Source organism: Paraburkholderia atlantica, from assembly GCF_009362785.1.
In the GTDB taxonomy this organism is placed as follows: Bacteria; Pseudomonadota; Gammaproteobacteria; order Burkholderiales; family Burkholderiaceae; genus Paraburkholderia; species Paraburkholderia atlantica.
Map to the genome: position 1 here is coordinate 253,538 of NZ_WHNQ01000005.1, position 22,384 is coordinate 275,921.

General features: G+C 63.7%; 19 protein-coding genes and 1 pseudogene. 3 read left to right on the forward strand and 17 right to left on the reverse strand.

The window, feature by feature from the left end; genetic code table 11:
• Positions 1 to 12: 12 nt before the first annotated feature.
• Positions 13 to 1,830, reverse strand: a complete 1,818-nt coding sequence (aceK, locus tag GCT19_RS09835; protein WP_152851766.1) for a bifunctional isocitrate dehydrogenase kinase/phosphatase — start codon at positions 1,828 to 1,830, stop codon at positions 13 to 15.
• 39 nt (positions 1,831 to 1,869) lie between these two features.
• Positions 1,870 to 2,274, reverse strand: a complete 405-nt coding sequence (locus GCT19_RS09840; RefSeq protein ID WP_018436808.1) for a MerR family transcriptional regulator — start codon at positions 2,272 to 2,274, stop codon at positions 1,870 to 1,872.
• 158 nt (positions 2,275 to 2,432) lie between these two features.
• Between GCT19_RS09840 and GCT19_RS09845 the strand changes: the two genes are divergently transcribed.
• Positions 2,433 to 3,506, forward strand: a complete 1,074-nt coding sequence (locus GCT19_RS09845; protein ID WP_152851767.1) for an MBL fold metallo-hydrolase — start codon at positions 2,433 to 2,435, stop codon at positions 3,504 to 3,506.
• 102 nt (positions 3,507 to 3,608) lie between these two features.
• On the opposite strand, the gene GCT19_RS09850 is transcribed toward GCT19_RS09845, so the two are convergent.
• The 8 genes from GCT19_RS09850 to argS all read right to left on the reverse strand — a co-directional run bounded on the left by GCT19_RS09850 (position 3,609) and on the right by argS (position 11,997).
• Positions 3,609 to 4,052: a lysozyme inhibitor LprI family protein gene (locus GCT19_RS09850; RefSeq protein WP_152851768.1), complete on the reverse strand. Its 444-nt coding sequence runs from the start codon at positions 4,050 to 4,052 to the stop codon at positions 3,609 to 3,611.
• The gene (locus GCT19_RS09855) at positions 4,040 to 4,786 is read right to left on the reverse strand and encodes a LysM peptidoglycan-binding domain-containing protein (protein ID WP_152851852.1); all 747 of its coding nucleotides are present in this window, start codon (positions 4,784 to 4,786) and stop codon (positions 4,040 to 4,042) included. Before GCT19_RS09855 ends, GCT19_RS09850 begins: the two co-directional genes overlap by 13 nt.
• Before the next feature lie 225 nt (positions 4,787 to 5,011).
• On the reverse strand, positions 5,012 to 6,598 hold the full coding sequence (locus tag GCT19_RS09860; RefSeq protein ID WP_152851769.1) for an ABC transporter substrate-binding protein: 1,587 nt from the start codon (positions 6,596 to 6,598) through the stop codon (positions 5,012 to 5,014).
• Positions 6,599 to 6,879: 281 nt separating this feature from the next.
• Positions 6,880 to 7,698, reverse strand: coding sequence for a helical backbone metal receptor (locus GCT19_RS09865; RefSeq protein ID WP_152851770.1), 819 nt, complete (start codon positions 7,696 to 7,698; stop codon positions 6,880 to 6,882).
• Positions 7,699 to 7,701: 3 nt separating this feature from the next.
• Positions 7,702 to 8,475: an SDR family oxidoreductase gene (locus tag GCT19_RS09870; RefSeq protein WP_152851771.1), complete on the reverse strand. Its 774-nt coding sequence runs from the start codon at positions 8,473 to 8,475 to the stop codon at positions 7,702 to 7,704.
• Between the two features lie 15 nt (positions 8,476 to 8,490).
• Positions 8,491 to 9,129 (reverse strand): thiol:disulfide interchange protein DsbA/DsbL, encoded by a 639-nt coding sequence (locus GCT19_RS09875; protein ID WP_152851772.1) that lies wholly within the window; start codon positions 9,127 to 9,129, stop codon positions 8,491 to 8,493.
• A 176-nt stretch (positions 9,130 to 9,305) separates the two neighbouring features.
• Positions 9,306 to 10,145: an SPOR domain-containing protein gene (locus GCT19_RS09880; protein WP_152851773.1), complete on the reverse strand. Its 840-nt coding sequence runs from the start codon at positions 10,143 to 10,145 to the stop codon at positions 9,306 to 9,308.
• Between the two features lie 61 nt (positions 10,146 to 10,206).
• Positions 10,207 to 11,997, reverse strand: a complete 1,791-nt coding sequence (argS, locus tag GCT19_RS09885) for an arginine--tRNA ligase (RefSeq protein ID WP_152851774.1) — start codon at positions 11,995 to 11,997, stop codon at positions 10,207 to 10,209.
• Between the two features lie 468 nt (positions 11,998 to 12,465).
• Between argS and GCT19_RS09890 the strand changes: the two genes are divergently transcribed.
• Positions 12,466 to 12,792, forward strand: a complete 327-nt coding sequence (locus GCT19_RS09890) for a DUF1840 domain-containing protein (protein ID WP_013088219.1) — start codon at positions 12,466 to 12,468, stop codon at positions 12,790 to 12,792.
• A 132-nt stretch (positions 12,793 to 12,924) separates the two neighbouring features.
• Here the strand turns inward: GCT19_RS09890 and GCT19_RS09895 are convergent, their stop codons facing one another.
• The 7 genes and pseudogenes from GCT19_RS09895 to GCT19_RS09925 all read right to left on the reverse strand — a co-directional run bounded on the left by GCT19_RS09895 (position 12,925) and on the right by GCT19_RS09925 (position 21,051).
• The gene (locus GCT19_RS09895) at positions 12,925 to 13,122 is read right to left on the reverse strand and encodes a hypothetical protein (protein ID WP_018436798.1); all 198 of its coding nucleotides are present in this window, start codon (positions 13,120 to 13,122) and stop codon (positions 12,925 to 12,927) included.
• A 189-nt stretch (positions 13,123 to 13,311) separates the two neighbouring features.
• Positions 13,312 to 16,038: pseudogene (gene metH, locus GCT19_RS09900) on the reverse strand (methionine synthase); the annotation flags it as partial.
• An 80-nt stretch (positions 16,039 to 16,118) separates the two neighbouring features.
• Entirely contained in the window at positions 16,119 to 17,189 is a 1,071-nt protein-coding gene (locus GCT19_RS09905) for a homocysteine S-methyltransferase family protein (RefSeq protein ID WP_013088222.1), read from the reverse strand.
• Between the two features lie 292 nt (positions 17,190 to 17,481).
• Positions 17,482 to 17,739 (reverse strand): BTH_I0359 family protein, encoded by a 258-nt coding sequence (locus tag GCT19_RS09910; protein WP_013088223.1) that lies wholly within the window; start codon positions 17,737 to 17,739, stop codon positions 17,482 to 17,484.
• A gap of 120 nt (positions 17,740 to 17,859) precedes the next feature.
• Complete coding sequence (locus GCT19_RS09915) at positions 17,860 to 18,648, reverse strand: alpha/beta fold hydrolase (protein ID WP_018436796.1); 789 nt, start codon at positions 18,646 to 18,648, stop codon at positions 17,860 to 17,862.
• A gap of 151 nt (positions 18,649 to 18,799) precedes the next feature.
• Positions 18,800 to 20,083, reverse strand: a complete 1,284-nt coding sequence (locus GCT19_RS09920; protein ID WP_152851775.1) for a DUF3108 domain-containing protein — start codon at positions 20,081 to 20,083, stop codon at positions 18,800 to 18,802.
• Between the two features lie 41 nt (positions 20,084 to 20,124).
• Positions 20,125 to 21,051, reverse strand: coding sequence for an IclR family transcriptional regulator (locus tag GCT19_RS09925; protein WP_018436794.1), 927 nt, complete (start codon positions 21,049 to 21,051; stop codon positions 20,125 to 20,127).
• A gap of 160 nt (positions 21,052 to 21,211) precedes the next feature.
• On the opposite strand from GCT19_RS09925, the gene GCT19_RS09930 reads away from it, so the two are divergent.
• On the forward strand, positions 21,212 to 22,195 hold the full coding sequence (locus tag GCT19_RS09930; protein ID WP_013088227.1) for a fumarylacetoacetate hydrolase family protein: 984 nt from the start codon (positions 21,212 to 21,214) through the stop codon (positions 22,193 to 22,195).
• Positions 22,196 to 22,384 lie beyond the last annotated feature (189 nt).

Sequence of the window (22,384 nt, forward strand, 5' to 3'; positions counted from 1 at the left end):
TCGTGAGATTCATCAAGCCACGCGCACATTCGGCTCGTTCGCCTCTGCATCGGTTGCTTCGGCGAAGCGCTCCGGATAACGCACGCAGAAGCGCACGCTCTGGTCGTATGGGAAAAAATCGGGCAACTCGCCCTTCAACAGAAAATCCTTGTATCGCTGCCACAGTTCGGGCTCGAAGAAATCCGCGTGATGCCGCATGAACGAGCGGCGCACGCGTGGATCGCCGAGCAGGAACGTGCCGTACGTCTCCGGGAAAATATCGTGCGGACCGACTGCGTACCACGGCTCGTCCGACATTTCCTCTTCCTCGTTGCGCGGCGCCGGCACCGCGCGCACATTGCAGTCGGTCAGGTATTCGATCTCGTCGTAGTCGTAGAACACGACACGGCCATGGCGCGTCACGCCGAAGTTCTTGTACAGCATGTCGCCGGGGAAGATGTTCGCCTGGATCAGCTCCTTCACCGCGTTGCCGTATTCCTTGATGCCGTGCTCGATGTCGTCGTCGTTGCCGTTCTGCAGGAACAGATTGAGCGGGATCATGCGTCGCTCGATGTACATATGGCGAATCACGAGGTTGTCGCCGTCGTATTCGATCAGCGACGGCACCTCTTTCTCGAGTTCGCGCAACAGCGTTTCGTCGAGCCGCGCGAGCGGCAGCGCGACGCTCGAATATTCGAGCGTATCGGCCATACGGCCGAGCCGGTCGTGACGTTTGACGAGCAGATACTTCTGCTGGATCTGCGCGCGCGTGGTTTCCTTCGGCGGCGGAAAGTTGTCCTTGATCAGCTTGAACACGTAGGGGAACGACGGCAGCGTGAACACCAGCATCACCAGCCCCTTGATGCCGGGCGCGACGATGAAGCGGTCGCTCGAATGCTTGAGGTGATGCAGCAGATCGCGATAAAAGAGATTCTTGCCCTGTTTCTGCAAACCCACCGACGTATAAATTTCCGCCTTCGGCTTGGCCGGCATCACCGTGCGCAGAAACTCGACATACGCGGACGGCACTTCCATGTCGACCAGAAAATACGAGTGCGAGAAGCTGAAAATGATCAGCAACTGCTCGCGCTTTAGCAGCACAGTGTCCAGTGCGAGCACGCCCGGTTTCACGTGACGCAGTGGCACCGCGAACGGCAGCAGCGCGTCGCCGTTGATGATGCGCCCGACGATGTACGCAGCCTTGTTGCGATAAAACAGCGACGACAGCACGTGAATCTGGAAATTCGGCGCTTCGTCGAACACGCCGAATGCTTCGCGAATCGACTGCACCACACAGGCGACGTCGCGCGTCAGATCCTCGAACGGCGGATCGAGCTGGAAGTTCGTGACCACCCGCTCCAGCGTTGCGGCAAGTCCGTCCGTGCCGGGGTAATACGCGCGATAGGTCGGCTTCGCGGCCGGTTCGTCGTTCTCGATGTATTCGGTCGAAATCGCCGGGCGCACGAAAATGAAATCGTTGTTGAAGTACGAGCGGTGCAGGATCTTGCAGGAAACCGAATTAAAGAAGGTTTCCGCGCACTCGGGCTGACGGTGCGTGGTCAGAAGGCCGATGTAGTGCAGCTTGATCTGCTGCCACACTTCGCCGTCGATGTTCTCCGCGTCGTATTCGTCTTCGAGTTGGTGCACGCATTCCTGCACGCGATCGTCGTACGACGCGATGCGGTCGCGCGCGAGCTTTTGCAGGCCGTGCCAGTCGCCGGCTTCGAACAGCGTCTTCGCATGGATTGCCGCATCGCGAAAGATCCGGTAGTGACGGTCGAACCCTTCGAGCATCGTCTGCGCGACGTCGAAACCGATTTGCGACGATAACAGTTTGGGGAAGTGATTCATCACGCGCGCTCCGCAAACGCCGGTCAGAGTCAAGCAGCTTCAGGCAGGTTTCGCGTCGTGCCTCGTGCCATCGAGCAACGCGCGCGCCTGCGCTTCGTACTGCGCGAGATCTTCGAGCGTCGCGTCGAGATCTTCGCGCTGACGTTCGAGCACTTCGCGATGCCGCGCGACCGTCGCGAGAAACGCGTGCAATTGCGGCACGGTGTCGGTCGGCGACTCGTAGACGTCGAGCAGGTCGCGAATCTCCGACAGCGTGAAGCCGAGACGCTTGCCGCGCAGCGTGAGCTTCAGACGCGTGCGGTCGCGGCCGGAATAGACGCGCCGCAAGCCGCTCGAGCCCTCGCGGCTCGGCGAGAGTAAACCCTGGTCTTCGTAGAAACGGATTGCGCGTGGCGTGACGTCGAATTCGCGCGCGAGTTCGGTGATCGTGTATTGCGTATTCATCGGGACATCTCGTGGCCGCTTGGCCGGCACAAAACCGGATTGGACGATAGAATCGACGTTTACGTTATCGTCAACCTGAGCGGAAAGCAACCACAACCAGGCCGACCGGCATCGCATACCTGGCCATGCCGGAGAGTCGTCGGAGGAAGACAGTCCCCATGAATGCACTCGAACACCAACTCCAATACCCGTTCAACGACGCGATGCCCGACTCGGGCCGCACGATGGAAGTTGCGCCCGGCGTGCTTTGGCTGCGCATGCCGCTACCGTTTGCGCTCGACCATATCAACCTGTGGCTGCTGCGCGATGAGATCGACGGCCAGCAAGGCTGGACCGTGGTCGACTGCGGCATCACGTCGGACACGATCAAGGCGAATTGGGAGAGCGTGTTCGACTCGGTGCTCGATGGGCTGCCGGTGCTGCGCGTGATCGTCACGCATTGCCATCCTGATCACATTGGCCTCGCGCACTGGGTGTGCGGCGGCGGCGATAAAAGGCGCTGGGACGCGCGGCTGTGGATGACGCTCGGCGAATACATGCAGGCGCGCGTAATGGCGACGGGTGACGGTTCGAACGCGGGCGGCGAGGCCGCGGCGCGGCACTTCGCGCGGCATGGTTTGAATGACGCCGACTCGCTCGACAAACTGCGCAATCGCAAGAGCTATTACTCGAGCCTCGTGCCGGCGATTCCGGGGCAATACCGCCGTTTGCGCGAAGCCGAGGACGTGAGAATCGGCGGCAGGACGTGGCGCGTGGTGACGGGCTTCGGCCACTCGCCGGAACACTGTGCGCTGCACTGCGCGGAAACCCACACGCTGATTTCAGGCGACATGGTACTGCCGCGCATTTCGACCAACGTCTCGGTGTTCGATATCGAACCCGAGGGCTCGCCGCTCGAACTGTATCTGGAGTCGCTTGGCCGCTACGAGGTGATGCCCGAAGACACGCTCGTGCTGCCGTCGCATGGCAAGCCGTTTCGCGGCGTGCGCACGCGCATTCAGCAACTGCGCGAGCATCACGACGCGCGGCTCGCCGAAGTGCGCGAAGCGTGCGCGGAAAGGCCGCGTAGCGCCGCCGATATCGTGCCGCTGATGTTCAAGCGCCAACTCGATATCCATCAGATGACGTTCGCGATGGGTGAGGCGCTCGCGCACTTGCATCTGTTGTGGCGGGCGGGGGAGTTGAAGCGGACGCACGATGAGGATGGGGTGATCCGGTTTGCGGCGGTGTGATCTCGGACCTTCGCCGCGGGCGAAGAAGCGCGGACGAATATGTCCGCGCTGGGCGAAGGCACTGAGCGGCGCAACGATGCTGGGTGTCCTCTCTCATGCGAATTACTTCAAGGGCATGTCAGATGCAGCGTTGCGTAGTTGCTCGGCCCGCCGGTTGTTGAGTTCGGAAACGCAAGCTAAACGGCGCACTTCGCGCGCACTGCCGGCTCCACCACCACTTAACGAAGCTGCGAAGTCGCATTGAGCCTCACGGTACTGAGCGAATTTCCTGTTTGATGCGGCGAGTTTTGCCTTGGCCTGGTTGACGTACTTGTCGTCTTCATCCCATTTGGAGAGGGTGCCGGCCATCTTCTCCTCGGCGCGTCTGAGGGCTTTCCGACTGGCCTCTGCTTTTTCTGCCAGACAGTCCCGCATCCCCGCTTGCGAGAACGCGCTGCATTCCTCACGTAAGGCCCGCTCGCTTGCGACGGGAGCAGCTGAGGTCGCGAGGGCCATTGTTGACAGGCAGGCGGCCAAGCCGAAACAGATCTGCTTCACTGCACGCATAGGGCTACCTTTCCTTTGCGCACCAGTGGTAAAGCGTAGTCGAGCTTCCTGGCGTAATTGATGTCACCGCCTCCGTTGTAACGCTCCGCTATCAATGCCGTGGAGATGGGGTGCCAGCTTGCAATAGTGTTTTGAACCGAAGCTTTCCGGTACTTCAATATCTGTCCGGGGTGCAGAACGGTGGCGGTGGAATTCAGCATTTTTAGCGTGTCGATGGTGGTGCCCTGAGCCTTCGCCATCTTGTCGAGGCTATCCCCTAGCCTCACAGTCATTTCGTAAACCGCAGGGTCAGCACCGAGTACGCTTCGGTACTTAAAACGCGCCATGCGCATGAGCAAATAGCCAATGCCAGCACGGATGTTATACGCCGGTATCGTTCTGGCTGAGGCCATTGTCAGCCGTCCTTTCCAGGCTGGCGGCAGAATCAAATCGCCGCCTTCTTTGCCCGAAAGCAGCGATGTTAACCCTGGATCGCCTGCAACCCCAATGCGCATCGGCTTGGAATTCCACTGAGGATCGTGTGCACCTGTTTCAACCCACAATATCGCCTTGATAATCTGCCAATCCAAGGCCACGTACCCCGAGGTGCCGCGAAGATGGAGGTTGTACTCGTTGACTGCCATCTGGATTTCGCAATCCCAGGAATTCCATCTCGCATCGCTTACAGCCTTGCTAACGCCATCCTGCCACCGTTCAAAACCTGTCCTCGCTGGAGCTTGCATTGCCGTAACCATTCCTTTTGTCAAAGTGTGGGCCGTTACTTTGCAAACGATTATTAGCTTCTTGCCTGAGGAAAATTGCATTAGGAGTCGGTCTCGCGGGCAAAGGCCCGAGATCCACGTCGGAAAAAGGTTACGCAGTGTCATATGCGATCAGCCAATTCGCGCGTCAGATAAAAAAAGCCCGGTTCAAGAACCGGGCTTTCTCGCAGGGCCGTCTGCGTCAACCGCGGCGCAAAATCACTGCACCACCACCGCCCCAAAATTCTGCCGTCCAAACGGACTCACGTGATACCCGCTCACGTTCGTACGGGTGATCGCAGCAGCGGTCGGATAGCCGAGCGGAATCCACAGCGCTTCGTCATGGATGATCTGCTGCGCGGCTTCATACGCTTTCGTGCGCTTGGCGATATCGGACGTTGCTCTGCCGTCGGCGATCAGCTTGTCGAGATCCTGATCGCAGAAGCGCGCGAAGTTGATGCCCGACTTCACCGCGTTGCAACTGAAAAGCGGCGACAGATAGTTGTCCGGATCGCCGTTGTCGCCCGCCCATCCCATGAACAGCGAGTCATGCTGGCCTTGCTTCGCCTGCTTGATCAGTTCGCCCCATTCGATCACCTTGACGTCCGCCTTCACGCCGATCTTCGCGAAGTCGGCCTGCAGCAGTTCGGCACCGGCCTTCGGATTCGGATTCAACACGCTGCCGTTCGGACGCACCCAGATGGTCGTTTGGAAGCCGTTCGGAAAACCCGCGTCGGTGAGCAATTGCTTCGCCTTCGCCGGGTCGTACGGCCAGCCCTTGATCGAGTGGTTGTAGCTCCACGTATTCGGCGGAAACGGGTTCACGGCCGGCGTCGCGGTGTTGTCGAACACGGTCTTCAGATACGTCGTGCGGTCGAACGCCATGTTCAGCGCGGCGCGCACCTTCTGGTTGTCGAGCGGCTTCTGCTGCGTGTTCAGCGCGACGAAGGCCGTCATGAACGCGGGCGTCTGCACGATCGCGAGCGACTTGTCCTTCTTCGCGTCGGCGAGATCCTGCGGCTTCGGCGACAACGCGATCTGGCATTCGCCAGCCTTTACCTTCTGCGCGCGCACGGTCGCGTCCGGCGTGATCGCGTAGATCAGACGCTCGATCTTCGGCTTCGGCCCCCAGTAGGTCGGGTTCGCGTCATAACGGATCACCGCGTCTTTCGTATAGCTCTTCAGCACGAACGGGCCGGTGCCGATCGGCTTCGCGTTCAGGTCGACCTGCTGGCCGGCCTTCAGCAACTGGTCCGCGTACTCGGCCGAATAGATCGACGCGAAGCCCATCGTCAGGATCGACACGAACGTCGCGTTCGGCTCGTTCAACTCGAACTTCACCGTGTTGTCGTCGACCTTGGTAATCGACTTGATCAGCTTCGGCAGCCCCATCGACTGCGCGTGCGGGAAGCCGCTCGCGCCCGCCACCTTGTGCCACGGATTGCTGTCGTTGAGCATGCGGTCGAACGTGAAGATCACGTCGTCGGCATTCAGCGCGCGGGTGGGCTTGAAGTAGTCGGTGGTCTGGAACTGCACGTTCGGACGCAGGTGGAACGTGTAGGTCAGGCCGTCGGGGCTCACTTCCCATTTGTCGGCGAGCGCGGGCACGACCTTCTTCGCGGCTTCGTCGAACGACACCAGCGAGTTGAAGATCACGTCGGCCGATGCATTCGTCGTGACGAGCGAATTGAACTGCACGACGTCGAAGCCGTCGGGACTCGATTCGGTACAGACGGTCAACGGTTTGGCGAGCGCGAGCGCGGGCGCCGTGAGCAGGATGGCGGCTGCGAGCAGTTTGAAGCGCATAGGATCTCCGGTAACGAGCGCAGTCAGGCAGTGCGGCTGGTTGTGTTTATGGCAGCGATGCGTGAGCGGGCAGGAGAGCGGTCCCAGCGCACGCGTCGCCACGATTGTGATACGTTCCCGGCGCCGCCGTACAGGTCGGGCGATCCCGGCCTGAGGCACAGGGGCCTGGCTTCGAGGCATGGCCGGCGGCGCGCCTTCGCGAAAGCTTATCGAAGGGCCATTATGGCGACAACAATTTAATCGACATATCCATATGGGGGCGGCGTGGCTGTGTTGCCGCCTCAGGCCGCCGCGGCCTCGCGCAGCAGATAGCCGATGCCATCGATTGCGCGCACGCCGTACCACGACGTCATTTCCCCATCGATCAGCTCGATGCGCTTGCCGGTGAACCGCGGATCGCGCGCGAGCGCATCGCGATGCGCGGCCGTGAAGCGGTACGGCTCGCTCGACAGCAGCACGCGGTCGACTTGCGCGAGCCATGGCGCGGCGTCGAAGTCGAGCGTCGGGTAGCGCGTGGCACCCGCGCTGCCGCCGTGCACGTCGGGCAACGTGTGCCAGTTCACGAGACGCAGCATCGCGGCGATGTAGGTGTCGCGCGCGACGCTCATCCACGGTTCGCGCCAGATCAGGTACAGCACGTTCTGCGCGGCGAAGGTGTGAGCGGCGGCTTCGCGCAGACGCGCATCGAGCGCGCTGCTCAAGCGCCGCGCTTCCTCTTCACGTCTGAAGATCGCGCCGAGCAGCGCGTACAGCGCAAGGTTGTCGCGCGGCGTCTGCGGATGAGTGACGACGATGTGCGGCACGAACGCGCGCAGTTGCTCGACGGTGTCGCGTTCGTTTTCGTCGATATTGACGATCAGGTGGGTGGGGCGCAGCGCGCGGATCGCGTCGAGTTTGACGGCTTTCGTGCCGCCGACCTTCGGCACCGTGCGGACCTTGTCGCGCGGATGCACGCAAAAGCCGGTGCGTCCGACGATCTGCCGCTCGAGCCCGAGCGCGAACAGGGTTTCGGTGAGGCTCGGCACCAGCGACACGATGCGCGCATCGGCGCCCGCGGATTCGTGCGCGACGCCGGCTGAATCGATCGCACTTGGTTGCATGACTTACTCGGTGGCGGCGCGCGGCTTGCGCGGCGCGCGTTCGAACACGCGGTCGTAGAGCCAGCGCGGCAGCACGTGCAGCAACATCGCGGCCACGCGCATCTGCCACGGAAACACCCCGAACGACGTCTGCCGTTCGACCGCCCGCGCGACCTTCGCCGCGAAGCGGTCGGCGTCCATCAGGAACGGCATGTTGTATGGATTGTGCTCGGTCATCGGCGTGCGGATATAGCCGGGCGCGATCGTCACGACACCGACGCCGAACGGCCGCATCTCGACGCGCAACGCTTCGAGATACTTCAGCGCCGCCGACTTCGACGCGCTATATGCACCCGAGCCCGGCAAGCCGCGCACACCGGCGACGCTCGCAATGCCGACCAGCGTGCCGCGCTTTTCGTTCGCCATTGCGGCGGCGAACGGCTCGAACGTTGCGACCATGCCGAAGTAATTGATGTCCATCACCTCGCGGAACGTGCGCAGATCGCCGTGACCGGTCAGCGCGCCGCGGCTGATGCCGGCATTGGCGATCACGACGTCGGGCAGGCCGTGCTCGGCGATGAAGCGCGCAGCGGCATCGGCGAGCGCTTCCGCGTCGCGCACGTCGAGCGCATAGATCGAGACGGTGTTCTGGGGATGGGACTGCTGGAACGCGGCGAGCGCGTCGCCGCGGCGGGCGACGAGGCCGAGAATCGCGCCGCGTTGTGCATATTCGCCGGCGAGCGCGAGGCCGATGCCGCTCGAAGCGCCGGTAATGAAAACCTTCAGCGGAGAGGTCATACCGGCGCCTCGTGATTACATCTTTTTGGCGCGGACTTGGGAGACGAGGTAGTCGAGCACCTGGATCGTGCCCGGCAGGCTGCCGGTCGCGGCCGGGCCGGTCAAATACTTGCCCTGCACGGCGAGCGTCGGCACGCCGTCGATCTTGAACCCTTCGAGCAGTTTCTTGTCCTTCTGCAGCGCGCTTTGCGTCGAGAACGAGTTGTACGCTTCCATGTACTTCTTCGGATCGACGCCGAACTTCGCGAGGAATTTGGTCTGGTCTTCCGGCGTCAGCAGATAGTTCTTGTTGACGTGGATTTCGTTGAAGACCTTCGGCGTCAGTTCGTTCGCGAGGCCGAGCGCGTCGAGCGCGTGGAACATCTTCGAGTGCGGGATGAAGTCGTCGCGGAAGGCGACCGGCACGCGGCGGAACACGACGTCCGGGGCCTGCTTCTTGACCCACGCTTCGAGGAACGGGTTGAATTCATTGCAGTGCGGGCAGCCGTACCAGAAGAATTCGATGACTTCGATCTTGCCGGCCGGCACGTCGGTAGGTTGCGGCGAGGCCAGCACGGTGTAGTCCTTGCCGGCGACCGGCGCGGTCGGCGACGCATGCGCGCTGGCCGCGATCAGGCCCAGCGAGAGGAACAGGATGCTCAGCAGTTTTTTCATGTCGTGTAGACCCGGATAAGGCGGTAGCGCGGCGACGCCATGCGAAAGGCCCCTCACCGCTGGTGGGATTCGGTCTGGTCGCCCGCCACAATACAGGTCGAAGCGGCCATCGTGCTTGTGACTCGCGCGCCGCGCCGATAGTTCGACGCGCCGCGCGGGCCGGCATTACCGTTTATTTATTGTTTGGTGAAGCGGATCACCGCGGTATCGACACCCGCGTCCGACAGACGCTGACGGCTCGAATTCATGTCCTCGAATTTCGAAAACGGCCCGATGCGCACGCGGTAGTACGTGACGCCGCCGGCATCGCGCTGCGTGACCTTCGATTCGAAGCCCTGGAACGCGAGGCGCGCGCGCTGCTGCTCGGCATCGGCGGCGGTCTTGTACGCGCCGACCTGCAGGAAGTAGCCGGTGTTCGCGTCGCCCGGTGCAGGCGCGGGCGCGGGCGCGGGCGCCGCAGCCGAGCCAGGCTTGACGTTGGCCAGGGTGGTCGCGCTCGAGCTCTTCGGCGCGGAGCCTGCCGCAGTGGCGGCCGGCGCGCTCGAGGTCTGCGGCTTCTTCGCCGGTGCCGGCGCGACGATACCGCCGGCGCCGTTTTCTTGCGCGGGATTCGGCGCGACCGCCGTGCCGTTGTTATTCGCGTTGCCGCCCGACGGCGGCACTTCGACGATCTGCGGTTCTTCGAGCATGCCCGACTGGGTCTGCGCGTTGGTCTGGCCCGGCGCGGTGTTCGGCGGTGCGGGTTGCGCGGCCTGCGGCACCGGCTGGCCCGGCGTCTTGCCTTGCAGCGGACGGTTCGGATCGTATTGCGCCTGGCTCGCGCCGTTGTCGGTTGGCGCGGGCGGCGCGACCTTCGACACGAACGGCGTAGGCGCACGGGTGATATACAGCGCCACCACTACCGCGATCGCCAGGCCGACGATCAGGCCCAGCACGATGCCGAGAAAAGTGCCCCCGGTTTGCTTCGATTGCTTTGTTGTGCGGCGTGGTTTTGCCATCGTACGAATCACCTGCAAAAAGAATCCAGGAACGGCCGCCGATTATAGCGACGGCCGCGCGCATATTACGCTGGAGGAGTTACATCTTGACGGGAGCGGAGACGCCGATCGTCGCGAGACCGTTGGCCAGCACCTGGCGCGTGGCCGCGAGCAGCGCGACGCGAGCGTTGCGTTCGGCCGCATCGTCGACGAGCACGCGCTCGGCACGGTCATTGTAGAACGAGTGAAATTCGCCGGCGAGTTCGCGCAAGTAGAACGCGACCGCGTGCGGCGCGAGCTCGTCGGCGGCGTGCTGCAGCATGTCCGGGAATTCGGCGAGCTTGTTGAGCAGCGCCATCGAGCGCTCGCTCGCGAGCGGTGCGAGATCGACGCTAGGGAGTGCGCTCTCGTCGAGGCCGTAGCGCGCGTTGCACTCGGCGATCACCGAGCAGATGCGCGCGTGCGCATACTGCACGTAATGCACCGGATTCTCGTCGTTCTGCTTCAGCGCGAGGTCGATGTCGAACACGAACTCGGTGTCCGCCTTGCGCGAGATCAGGAAAAAGCGCACCGCATCGCGGCCGCGTCGAATGGTTTCCTCGTCGATCAGATCGACGGCCGCTTCCGAGCCCGGCGTCGCGCCGCCCGACCATTCGATCAGATCGCGCACCGTCACGTAGCTGCCCGCGCGCTTCGAGATCTTCACCTCTTCGCCGTTGCGCATGACCGTGACCATCTTGTGCAGGATGTAGTCGGGGTAGCCCTTCGGAATGCCGATGCCGAGACCCTGCAGACCGGCGCGCACCCGCGCAATCGTGCCGTGGTGATCCGAGCCCTGCACGTTGATGACCTTCGTGAAGCCGCGCTCCCACTTCGCGACGTGATAGGCGACATCCGGCACGAAGTACGTGTAGGTGCCGTCGGTCTTGCGCATCACGCGGTCCTTGTCGTCGCCGTCGTCGGTGGTGCGCAGCCACAGCGCGCCTTCCTGCTCGTAGGTCTTGCCAGCGGCGATCAGCGCGTCGACGGTTTTCTCGACGCGGCCTTCCGTGTACAGCGACGATTCCAGGTAGTACTGGTCGAACTTAACGCCGAACGCCTGCAGGTCCATGTCCTGCTCGCGCCGCAGATACGTGACGGCGAAGCGGCGGATCGCCTCGAGGTCTTCGACGTCGCGCGCGCCGGTGACGGGCTCGCCGTCGCTCGCCTCGACCGTGATGCCGTTCAGATAGTCCTTCGCGATGTCGGCGATGTACTCGCCGTTATAGGCCGAAGCGGGCCAGCCTTCGTCGCCGGGGGCGAGGCCGCGTGCGCGTGCCTGGGTCGACAGCGCGAGCGTGTGGATCTGCACGCCGGCGTCGTTGTAGTAGAACTCGCGATGCACGTCCCAGCCTTGCGACTCGAGCACATGCGCGAGCGCGTCGCCGAGCGCGGCCTGGCGGCCGTGGCCGACGTGCAGCGGGCCGGTCGGGTTGGCGGACACGAACTCGATCAGCACGTGCTTGCCAGCGTCGCGCCGCGAGCGGCCGTACGCGTCTTTCTCGGCGAACACGGCGGCGATCACACCTTGCTTGGCCGCGGCCGTGAGGCGCAGGTTGATGAAGCCGGGGCCAGCCACTTCGGCGGTATCGATCAGGCCCTTGGCCTGCGGATTGACGAGCAGCGCCTCGACGATCTGTTGCGCGAGCTGGCGCGGATTGGCGCGCAGCGGCTTGGCGAGCTGCATCGCGACGTTGCACGCGACGTCGCCGTGCGCGGCGACTTTCGGGCGCTCCAGCGCGATGGCGGGCGAGACGAAAGCGGCTTCGGTCGCGCCTTGCGTGGCGGTCGCGACCTGCTTCACCGTGTCGGCGAGCAGTGTTTCGAGTGTGTGTTTATGTGCGGGCAGCATGCTTGTTGCAAGTCCAGTGAGGCAATCCGGTAAGGCGGAAGAGGCGCCGGCCGCGGCCGGTGTCGCAAGCGTGGAGCGTGGCCGCGCTTGGCGGCGCGGATCGCTGCGCCGCCGGCAGAGCGTCTCCGAGGCAATGCGACGACCCGCAACGCAAGCAACGCAAGCGGCGCAACGCGGTGGACTCCGCACGGCGGCTTGCCGTTGCACAGGCTCGCGCGGTATGCGGATTGCGGCCGATGATTCGACGCCCCCGGTTGCACGTGCGCGATGCTCGTCGAGCCTCGCCGTACGTGGCGCCGGGCGGCGCGCTTTTCCGTTCAGACGGATTTTAGCAGGTGCTAATATGTTCAATGAGTTGCCCGCGAGGGGTGTGGCCGCCGTGCCTTGCCGGCGCCACGTCAGGCGCGCGCAGTTGCCGCCCTTGGGACGCTCGTGCGCTCACCCGACATAACGAAAAAGGGAACAGTCATGCTGATTACTTTCAAGTGCCACGCCTGCCCGGACGTGATGATGCTGGAGAATCTGGCGCAGTATCTGGTCGGCATTGTCGGCAAACGCCTTGGGCAGCGGGGCGTCATCACTCACGACGAACTGGGCCCGGCCATCGAAAAGCTCGAAGCGGCGATCACGTCCGACAAGCAGGAGCGCGCCGAGCACGAGGGCCATTTCCACGAGGGCGAGGACGGCCGCGATCGTCACGAGATTCCGCCCGGTCTCGCGCAGCGTGCGTATCCGTTCCTCGACATGCTGCGCGCGGCACAGAAGGAAAACGCGGACATCGTCTGGGGGATTTGATTTCTGCTGGGTCCCGAGCGCCGCGGCCCGGACCCCCAAGGTTTTCGTAAGCGCTCTTTTGGCGCACGCAAAGAAAAGAGCCCGCTCGACGCGGGCTCTTTGCCATTCAGAAGGTTTTATTAGCCGTGCCGCTCATTGGCTCTCGGAGGCCGCCGACGCTGCCTCGCCTTTCTTCATCTTTTGCTTCTTCGCCTTTTTGACATGCGCCTCGGTGGGGGGCGAGTAGGAGCTGACCGAACTCGATCCGCCCGGCGCGGCGGGTTGCGCCAGCGCCACGGAAGCGCCCGCGGCCAGTGAAACAGCGGTCAATAACAGTGTCAGCATCTTCATACGATTTTCTCCGTTGACGGTTGCAATCTCGATGAGCCGGCGCGTTGTGCTCGCGCCTGACGGGATGAAAGCCGACTCAGTCTACAAAGCCGAAATTGCCGTGGCGCCAAATCTTCGGTCTTTCGAACTCGATATAGTCGCGCAGGCATGGCCCACGGCCTCACGGCCGGGCCATGCGTCGCTTAACGCTCAAAGCAACGGCGCCAACGCGCGCTCGGCGTCCGCTTTCGTGAGCGACATCCGCTGTGCGTAGTCGTCGAGCTGATCCGCGCCGATCTTGCCGACCGAGAAATAGGTGCTGTCCGGATGCGCGAGGTAGAAGCCCGACACGCTCGCCGCCGGAAGCATCGCCAGCGATTCGGTCACGCTCATACCGATTTCATTCGCCTGCAGCACCTCGAACATGTCCCGCTTGACGAGGTGATCGGGGCAGGCCGGGTAGCCTGGCGCCGGGCGGATACCGCGGTATTTTTCGGCGATCAGCTCGTCGTTGGACAGGTTTTCGCTGTTCGCGTAGCCCCACAGGTCGCGCCGCACGCGCGCGTGCAACGCTTCGGCGAACGCTTCGGCGAGCCGGTCCGCGAGCGCCTTCAGCATGATCGCGCTGTAGTCATCGAGATCCTTCTCGAACTGCTTCTCCTTCACGTCGACGCCAAGGCCCGCTGTCACCGCGAACATGCCGATGTAGTCGGCGACGCCCGAGCCCTTCGGCGCGATGAAGTCGGCGAGCGAGCGGTTCGGCCGCATCACCCCGTCGACCACCGGCCGCACGCTCTGTTGACGCAGATTGCGCCACGTCAGCGCGACTTCGGTGCGCGATTCGTCCGTGTAGATTTCGATGTCGTCGTCGTTCACCGTGTTGGCCGGCAACAGCGTGATCACGCCGTTGGCCTGCAGCCAGCGGCCCTGAATCAGGCGCGCGAGCATCGACTTGCCGTCGGAGAACACGCGCCGCGCCGATTCGCCGACGATCTCGTCGTTGAGGATCGCCGGATACGGGCCGGCGAGATCCCACGTCTGGAAGAACGGACCCCAGTCGATATAGTTCGCGAGCTCGTTCAGATCGAAGTTCTTGAACACGCGCCGGCCGATGAACTTCGGCTTGACGGGCTGATAGCCCGCCCAGTCGATCTTCGTCTTATTGGCGCGCGCTTCGGCGAGCGTGACCATCGGCTGCGCTTTTTTGTTCGCGTGCTGATCGCGGATGCGGTTGTAATCGGCGTTCAGCTCGTCGATGTACTTCGCGGCGCCCTCGTCGGACAGCAAGCTCGAGGCGACCGACACCGAGCGCGACGCGTCCGGCACGTAGACCACCGGACCCTCGTACTGCGGCGCGATCTTCACCGCGGTGTGCACACGCGAGGTCGTCGCGCCGCCGATCAGCAGCGGAATCTTCTTCACGCGGAAATAGTCGTCGCGCTGCATTTCCGACGCGACGTAGGCCATCTCTTCGAGACTCGGCGTAATGAGGCCCGACAGCCCGACGATGTCCGCGCCCTCGACCTTCGCCTTCGCGAGGATCTCGTTGCACGGGACCATCACGCCCATGTTGACCACTTCGAAGTTGTTGCACTGGAGCACGACCGACACGATGTTCTTGCCGATGTCGTGCACATCGCCCTTGACGGTCGCGATGATGATCTTGCCCTTCGCGCGCACATCGCCGCCGGCCGCCGCGAGCTGGCGCTTTTCTTCCTCGATGAATGGAATCAGATGCGCGACCGCCTGCTTCATCACGCGCGCCGACTTCACGACCTGCGGCAGGAACATCTTGCCCTGGCCGAACAGGTCGCCGACGATGTTCATGCCGTCCATCAGCGGGCCTTCGATCACGTTGATCGGACGGCCGCCCTCGGCAGCGATCTTCGCGCGCACTTCCTCGGTGTCTTCGACGATGAAGGTCGTGATGCCGCTCACAAGCGCGTGCGCGAGACGCTTTTCGACCGGCTGGTTGCGCCACTCGAGGTTCTCTTCCTTCTTCGCGGCGCCGCTCTTGAACTTGTCGGCGATTTCGAGCAGACGGTCGGTGCCGTCTTCACGTCGATTCAGCACGACGTCTTCGACGCGCTCGCGCAGTTCGGGATCGAGTTCGGCATACACGCCGAGCTGACCGGCGTTGACGATGCCCATGTCCATCCCCGCCTGGATCGCGTGATAGAGGAACACGGTGTGAATCGCTTCGCGCACCGGGTCATTGCCGCGAAACGAGAACGATACGTTCGACACGCCGCCGCTCACCTTCGCGTACGGCAGGTTCTGCTTGATCCAGCGCGTCGCTTCGATGAAGTCGACTGCGTAGTTGTTGTGTTCCTCGATACCGGTCGCGATCGCGAAGATATTCGGATCGAAGATGATGTCTTCGGGCGGGAAGCCGACTTCGTTGACGAGGATCTCGTACGAGCGCCGGCAGATTTCCTTCTTGCGCGCGAACGTATCGGCCTGGCCCTGTTCGTCGAAGGCCATCACGACGCTGGCCGCACCGTAGCGACGAATCAGCTTCGCGTGGTGAATGAACTGCTCTTTGCCTTCCTTCAGCGAGATCGAGTTGACGATCGCCTTGCCCTGCACGCATTTGAGGCCCGCCTCGATCACGTCCCACTTCGACGAGTCGATCATGATCGGCACGCGCGCGATGTCCGGCTCCGACGCGATCAGATTCATGAAGCGCACCATCGCCGCTTTCGAATCGAGCATCGCCTCGTCCATGTTGATGTCGATGACCTGCGCGCCGTTCTCGACCTGCTGGCGCGCGACGGCCAACGCCTCGTCGAACTGATTGTTCAGGATCATTCGCGCGAACGCTTTCGAGCCGGTCACGTTGGTGCGTTCTCCAACGTTGATGAAGAGCGTCCCGGACGTGACGTTGAACGGCTCGAGGCCGCTAAGGCGCATGGTGTGATCGGTCATGGCGTATGTGCGAGTCGGGTGCGTGCGTTAAGGGGCGTGCTGGGCGTGCTGGGCGTGCTGGGCGTCGGGGTGAAGTGCGTGAGGCCGGCTCAGGCCGCGTCGCGATACTGGCTCGGCCACTTGCGCGGCTTCAACTCGGCGAGCGCCTTCGCGATCGCCGCGATGTGCTCGGGCGTCGTGCCGCAGCAGCCGCCCGCGATGTTCACGAGCCCCGCTTCGGCGAATTCCTTCAGCAGGCCCGAGGTATCCGCGGGCAATTCGTCGAAGCCGGTGTCGCTCATCGGATTCGGCAGACCAGCGTTCGGATAGCACGACACGTAGGTGTCGCACAGCTTCGCGAGCTCGGCGATGTACGGACGCATCAGCGCCGCGCCGAGCGCGCAGTTCAGGCCGAACGTGAGCGGCTTCGCGTGACGCAGCGAGTTCCAGAAGGCCTCGACGGTCTGGCCCGACAGGATCCGGCCCGACGCATCCGTGACGGTGCCCGAGATCATGATCGGCAGACGCTCGCCGGTGTTTTCGAACAGTTCGTCGAGCGCGAACAGTGCGGCTTTCGCGTTCAGCGTGTCGAAGATCGTTTCGACGAGGAACAGGTCCGCGCCGCCGTCGAGCAGCGCTTTCGCCTGCTCGTAGTACGCGGCGTGCAGTTCGTCGAACGTTACATTGCGCGCGCCCGGATCGTTGACGTCCGGCGAAATGCTGGCGGTTTTCGGCGTCGGGCCGATTGCGCCGGCGACGAAGCGCGGCTTGTCCGGCGTCGCGTATTTGTCGCACGCCGCGCGCGCGAGCTTCGCCGATTCGATGTTCATCTCGACGGCGAGCGACTCCATGCCGTAGTCGGCCTGCGCGACCGTGGTCGCACCGAACGTATTGGTCTCGATGATGTCCGCGCCCGCCGCCAGATACTGCTCGTGAATCTCGGAGATGATCTGCGGCTGGGTGATCGACAGCAGTTCGTTGTTGCCCTTGATGTCGCGCGGGTAGTCCTTGAAGCGCTCGCCGCGATAGCTGGCTTCGTCGAGCTTGTAGCGCTGGATCATCGTGCCCATCGCGCCGTCCAGGATCAGGATGCGCGAGTTCAGCAGCGCGGGCAGCGCTGCGCCGCGGGTATAGGCGGGCTCGGAACGGACTGGCGTGATGGATTGAGCAGGCTGGGTCATGGCGGACGAGGGCTTGCGCCGGCGTTGGCGGAAAGCCTGTCATTGTAGCCGCTGCCGCGCGGATGCGCCCGGCGAGCGGGAGGGGGTGAGGCGCGGCCGGCAAAATCGACCGATAGGAATGCGCCGTGTCAGCAATTCGGAACGCGCTAACAAACGAAGCAATAAAAAATAGCCCGGCAAGCCAAAGCCTGCCGGGCTGTTTCGTTGCCGCCGACCGCCAGATGAACCCGCGCGGCAAAGCCGTGCGGCGCGGTCGACCGATGTCGCCTGAGCGCCAGCTAAACCCCTCCGGTCAATGAAGAACCACTGGTTGGTGCATCAAGCTGTCGAATTGGCCGAGGAATTCGTCGACCTCGTCGAGCGTCGGCTCGCCTTCGATCAGCTTTTGCACATGCTCGCGAAAACGCGCCGCCATTGCACCGTCGATGTAGATTTCGCGCTGCATGTTCTTGTCAACAATCTCGTAGCCGCCCGACTTCATGGCCAGCTGACCTTCCTGCGGAGGAAACTCGACGACACAGTAGTTAGGGCTGTTATAGATCATTTGCATGGCGACACTCCTTATTTCCGTTGGGCTCCTGCCCTTTTCTGCAACATAGGTGGAGCATGGGGGATGGAATTCAAGGGGTGGGTCCGGACGACGCAAGTAAAAAAACTCCGGACCTGACGGTTAGACTCGCCGCTCCAGAAACGATTCAAGCAACGCGGCAAAACGGTGAGATTGCTCGACGGGCGCGAGATGCGCGGCGTCCAGCAGCTCGAAGCGGGCGCCCTCGATCGCCTGCGCTATTGCCTGCGTAGCAGCAGGGGGCGTGCCCGTATCGTGACGTCCGGCCACCGTCAGCGTCGGCAAGCGGATCGCGCCATGCTTGCCGCGCAGGTCGAAATCGCGTAGCGCCTCGCAGGCCATCGCGAAACCTTCCGGCGGGGTGCGCGCAAATGCCTCACGGATCGGCTCGACCGCTTCGGGATGCCCGGCCTGAAAGTCGGGCGTGAGCCAACGCGCGATCGTCGACGGTAACAGCGCCTCCATGCCGTCGCTGCGAGCGGTGTGGGCGCGCTGATTCCACAACTCGCGGTTTTCGGGCGGAGTGCCGCCGGTGCTGTCGGCGATCGTCAGCGTGTCGAGACGCGACGGATGGTCGAGCGCAAATTGCTGCGCGATCATGCCGCCGAGCGACAGGCCGACCACGTGCGTCGTCGGCGCACCGAGCGCATCGAGCAGTTTGGCGAGATCGTCGGCCAGATCGCGCATGGTGAACGGCTCGCGCGCGACCGCGCTGTGGCCGTGGCCGCGCACGTCGTAGCGCAGCACCGTGTAATCGTCGCGGAAATAGCCGGCCATCTGATCCCAGACGGAAAGATCGCCACCCAGCTGATGGATGAACGTGAGCCACGGGCCGCCGCCTTCGTTGCTCAGCACGTAGCGTGTTTCGATACCGTTGATGTTCACTTGCATGCAGACTCCTTTAAAGGAAACGCAGTGAAAAAACGTGGTGGGTCGCCCCGTTCGCGCAAACGGAGGCGCCATTGACGTGCGAGTGAGCGTCGCAAAGTAAGTTTCGCCGATCTCGGGCGGTTCTGCTCGTGACACTGTGTCACCAGAAGTGTCACGGTTTGATGACTGTTGGAGCGGTTGAATCGACTGGTGCGGCGGGGGCGGCTTCGGGCGTTACTGCCGATGCGTCGGCGGGTGCCGGCGTTGCAGGGCTCGTGGCAGAAGGGACTGCGGGCGTGGCACCCTGTGGCGACGCCTCATCGACATTCAGCTTGCCGCGCCACACCAGCTCGAACTGGGTACCGTTCGGCTCCGTCTGCAGAATGCGCGCGGGCAGCCAGCCGAGCGACGGCGCGAGCCACACGTCGATGCGGCGCTGGTCGCCATCGTGCCGAGGCAGACGTTTGAAATGACGCGTCTGCAGATAGCCCTGCGCCGCGCGGATCGATTCGTCGCCGATCGTCTCGATCGGCCAGTTCTCGCCGCTATCGGAATCGACGACGAAAAACTGTCGCGTCACGCCGGGCTTATAGGCGTCGGGATCGCCGCGCACGAGGCTGGCGAGTTGCATCACGACGCTGAAGCGGTCCTGCGCGCCGTCCGGTAACGGCAGCGAGGCGGGCGTGCGCGTGAAGGCAATCTTCTTGTCGCTGCGATTGAAGATTGCGATGTCTTCCGCACGACGGCCACGCTTTTCGCTGTACTGCGCCGGCGCGAGGCCAAAGCCATCGATGCCGCCGTGGCTCGAAAACACGAACGGACCGACGAACGGCAGCGGCACCGATACGACCATTTCGTAGCGTTGCCCATTGCTCGCCCAATGGATCGTGCCGGGCGCGTTGCGCACGCCGTTGTAGAACGTGTCGTAGTCGAGTTCGGCCGACGGCGGCACCGAAAACTTCACGCCCTGCGACGCTTGCGGCGCGCTGGCCGCGCCAGGGGCGCTCGCGGCGGCGCCGCTGGCGTTGGCATTGACCGGCGCATTCGCGCTCGCGGCCGCGGGTGGCGCGCTTGAAGCGACCTCCGATGCCGGCGTGGCCGCCGCCTCGTTCCGTTTAGCCGGCTGCAACGCGGTCAGCGCATGCGGCTCGCGCGGCGGATGCGCCGCGGGCTTGCGTACGGGCGCGGGCGGGTGCGCTGCCGGCGCGGCCGGCTGTGGTGCCGGTTGACGCTCGACTCTCTCGGGCGTCAGCAGCGCGACCTGCACCGGCACATGCTCGTGATTCGCCGGATTCAGATCCACGCGATTGCGTTCGAACCATTGCGCCGCGATCCAGTGCACGACCGCCACGGCCACGAGCACCGCGATCCAGCGTCCCGCGCGCGCCCCGCTTCCCGGCCCGCTGCCAAAAGCGGGAAGGCGATCACGACGGCGGTGGGCGGAAGCAAAATCCATCGGCGCTTGAATCGTTGAGAGCTTGAAAGGATTGGCGCGTATCAGCCGTTGTCGCTACGCGGCGTCGCGCTATAGCCGAGTTCGTACGACAGCTTGCGCGCGCATTCGCGCAATGCGGTATCGATCTCGCCGCCCCAGCGGATGTCGAATGCGCCTTCATGACCGAGCGCGACGAGACCGAGCGCGAGTTCGCCGGTCGAATCGAACACCGGCATCGAGAACGCGTGGATCGTCGGCAGCAGCATGCCTTCGACGCGCGCGGCCTCGTGCTCGCGCACCTCGGCGAGCACCTTGTCGACGTCTTCGCGGGTGCGCGGCGCGCCGCTATACGACGAGCGCCGCGAGTCGGCCAGCTCGCGCTCGACCATCGCGGCGGTCTTGCCGGACGGCAGGTAGGCTGCGAACAGCAGGCCGGTCGCGGAACTGAGCAAGGGCATCACGTCGCCGAGTTTCAACGATGCCTTGGCTGGATAGCTCGACTCCATCCAGTGCACCATCGTCGGCCCCTGATTGCCCCACACCGCGATGCCGACCGTCAGATCGAGCCGGTCGCGCAACTCGGCGAGCGCGATGCGCGCGAGCTTCACACCGTCGACTCGCGCAAGCCGCGCGAGCCCCAGCTGCAACGCGAAGCCGCCGAGTTCATAGCGGCCCGAAAGCGGGTCCTGCGCGACCACGCCGAGGCGCAGAAAGCTGACCAGATACCGATGCGCCTTCGCCGGACTCATGCCCGCGCGCTGCGCGAGATCGCGCAGCATCATCGCGCGCGGCTCGTGAGTCAGCACGTCGAGCAGCCTGAAACCGACCTCGATCGACTGGATGCCCGAGCGCAGTTTTTCTTCGCCGGGTTCGCCGGTCTCGTCATCGGCGCTGGTTGCGTCGGTGGCATCGGCCTGGTCGAGTAGATCGTCGGCGGGCGCGGAGTCGGTGCGGGTGCGGATCGTGCCGGAGCGGGCGTTGGCGGACATGTGCAAAAGGGCGCGGGCAGCGCGTTCGTTAATCGCAAGAGGCGCGTAGTGGCGGTAGTTACAGTGACAACGACGAGGAACACGCACATATTGGGCCGCGCCGATTCACCATCGTAGAATAGATTCCTTCCATCGTCACTAATACACGGTTCACAGCTCTATGAAACTTGCCTCGCTGAAGGATGGCACGCGCGACGGTCAACTGATCGTCGTGTCCCGCGACCTGCACACGGCGGCCATCGCCGACGCGATCGCGCCCACGCTGCAGCGCGTGCTCGACGACTGGGCCTTCTACGCGCCGCAACTGCACGACCTCTACGATGCGCTGAACCAGGGCCGCGCGCGCAACAGCTTTTCGTTCGACGCGAAGGAATGCATGGCGCCGCTGCCGCGCGCGTTCCAGTGGGCCGACGGTTCATCCTACGTGAATCATGTCGAACTCGTGAGGCGCGCACGCGGTGCGGAAATGCCGCCCGAATTCTGGACCGACCCGCTGATGTACCAGGGCGGCAGCGACGACTTCATCGGCCCGCGCGACGACGTGGTATGCGCATCGGAAGCGTACGGCATCGACTTCGAGGCTGAAGTTGCGGTCATCACCGGCGATGTGCCGATGGGCTCGACGCCCGAGCAGGCACTGCGCGGCGTGCGACTGGTGACGCTCGTCAACGACGTGTCATTGCGCCACCTGATCCCTGCCGAACTCGCGAAGGGCTTCGGCTTTTTCCAGAGCAAGCCGGCCACGTCGTTCGCGCCTGTCGCGGTGACGCCCGACGAGCTCGGCGAACACTGGCGCGAAGGCCGCGTGCATCGGCCGATGATCGTTCACTGGAACGGCAGGAAGGTCGGCCAGCCCGACGCGGGTACCGATATGGTGTTTCACTTCGGTCAGCTGATCGCGCATGCGGCGAAAACGCGCAATCTGCGTGCTGGTTCGATCGTCGGTTCGGGCACGGTGTCGAACAAGGACGCGAAGCGCGGCTACTGCTGTATCGCCGAGAAGCGCTGCCTCGAAACGATCGAGCACGGCGCGCCGCAAACGGAGTTCATGAAGTACGGCGACACCGTGAAAATCGAAATGTTCGACGACGCGGGCAAGTCGATTTTCGGTGCGATCGAGCAGGGCATCGCGCCGCTCGAATGAAGCGCGGCGGCCACGCGGCAGTGCTTTGACGCGGTGGCGCGCGCGAAAGGGTTTCGCCCGATGCCACCGCCCGCGCGCGCGGCTACACTGACTGGCGCGCCGGCTGGGACGGCGCGAATGTCAGATAGCGTGCAGCAACGCATCGGTAGCACATCGGCAATACATCACAACGAAAACCCCGAGGTGAGG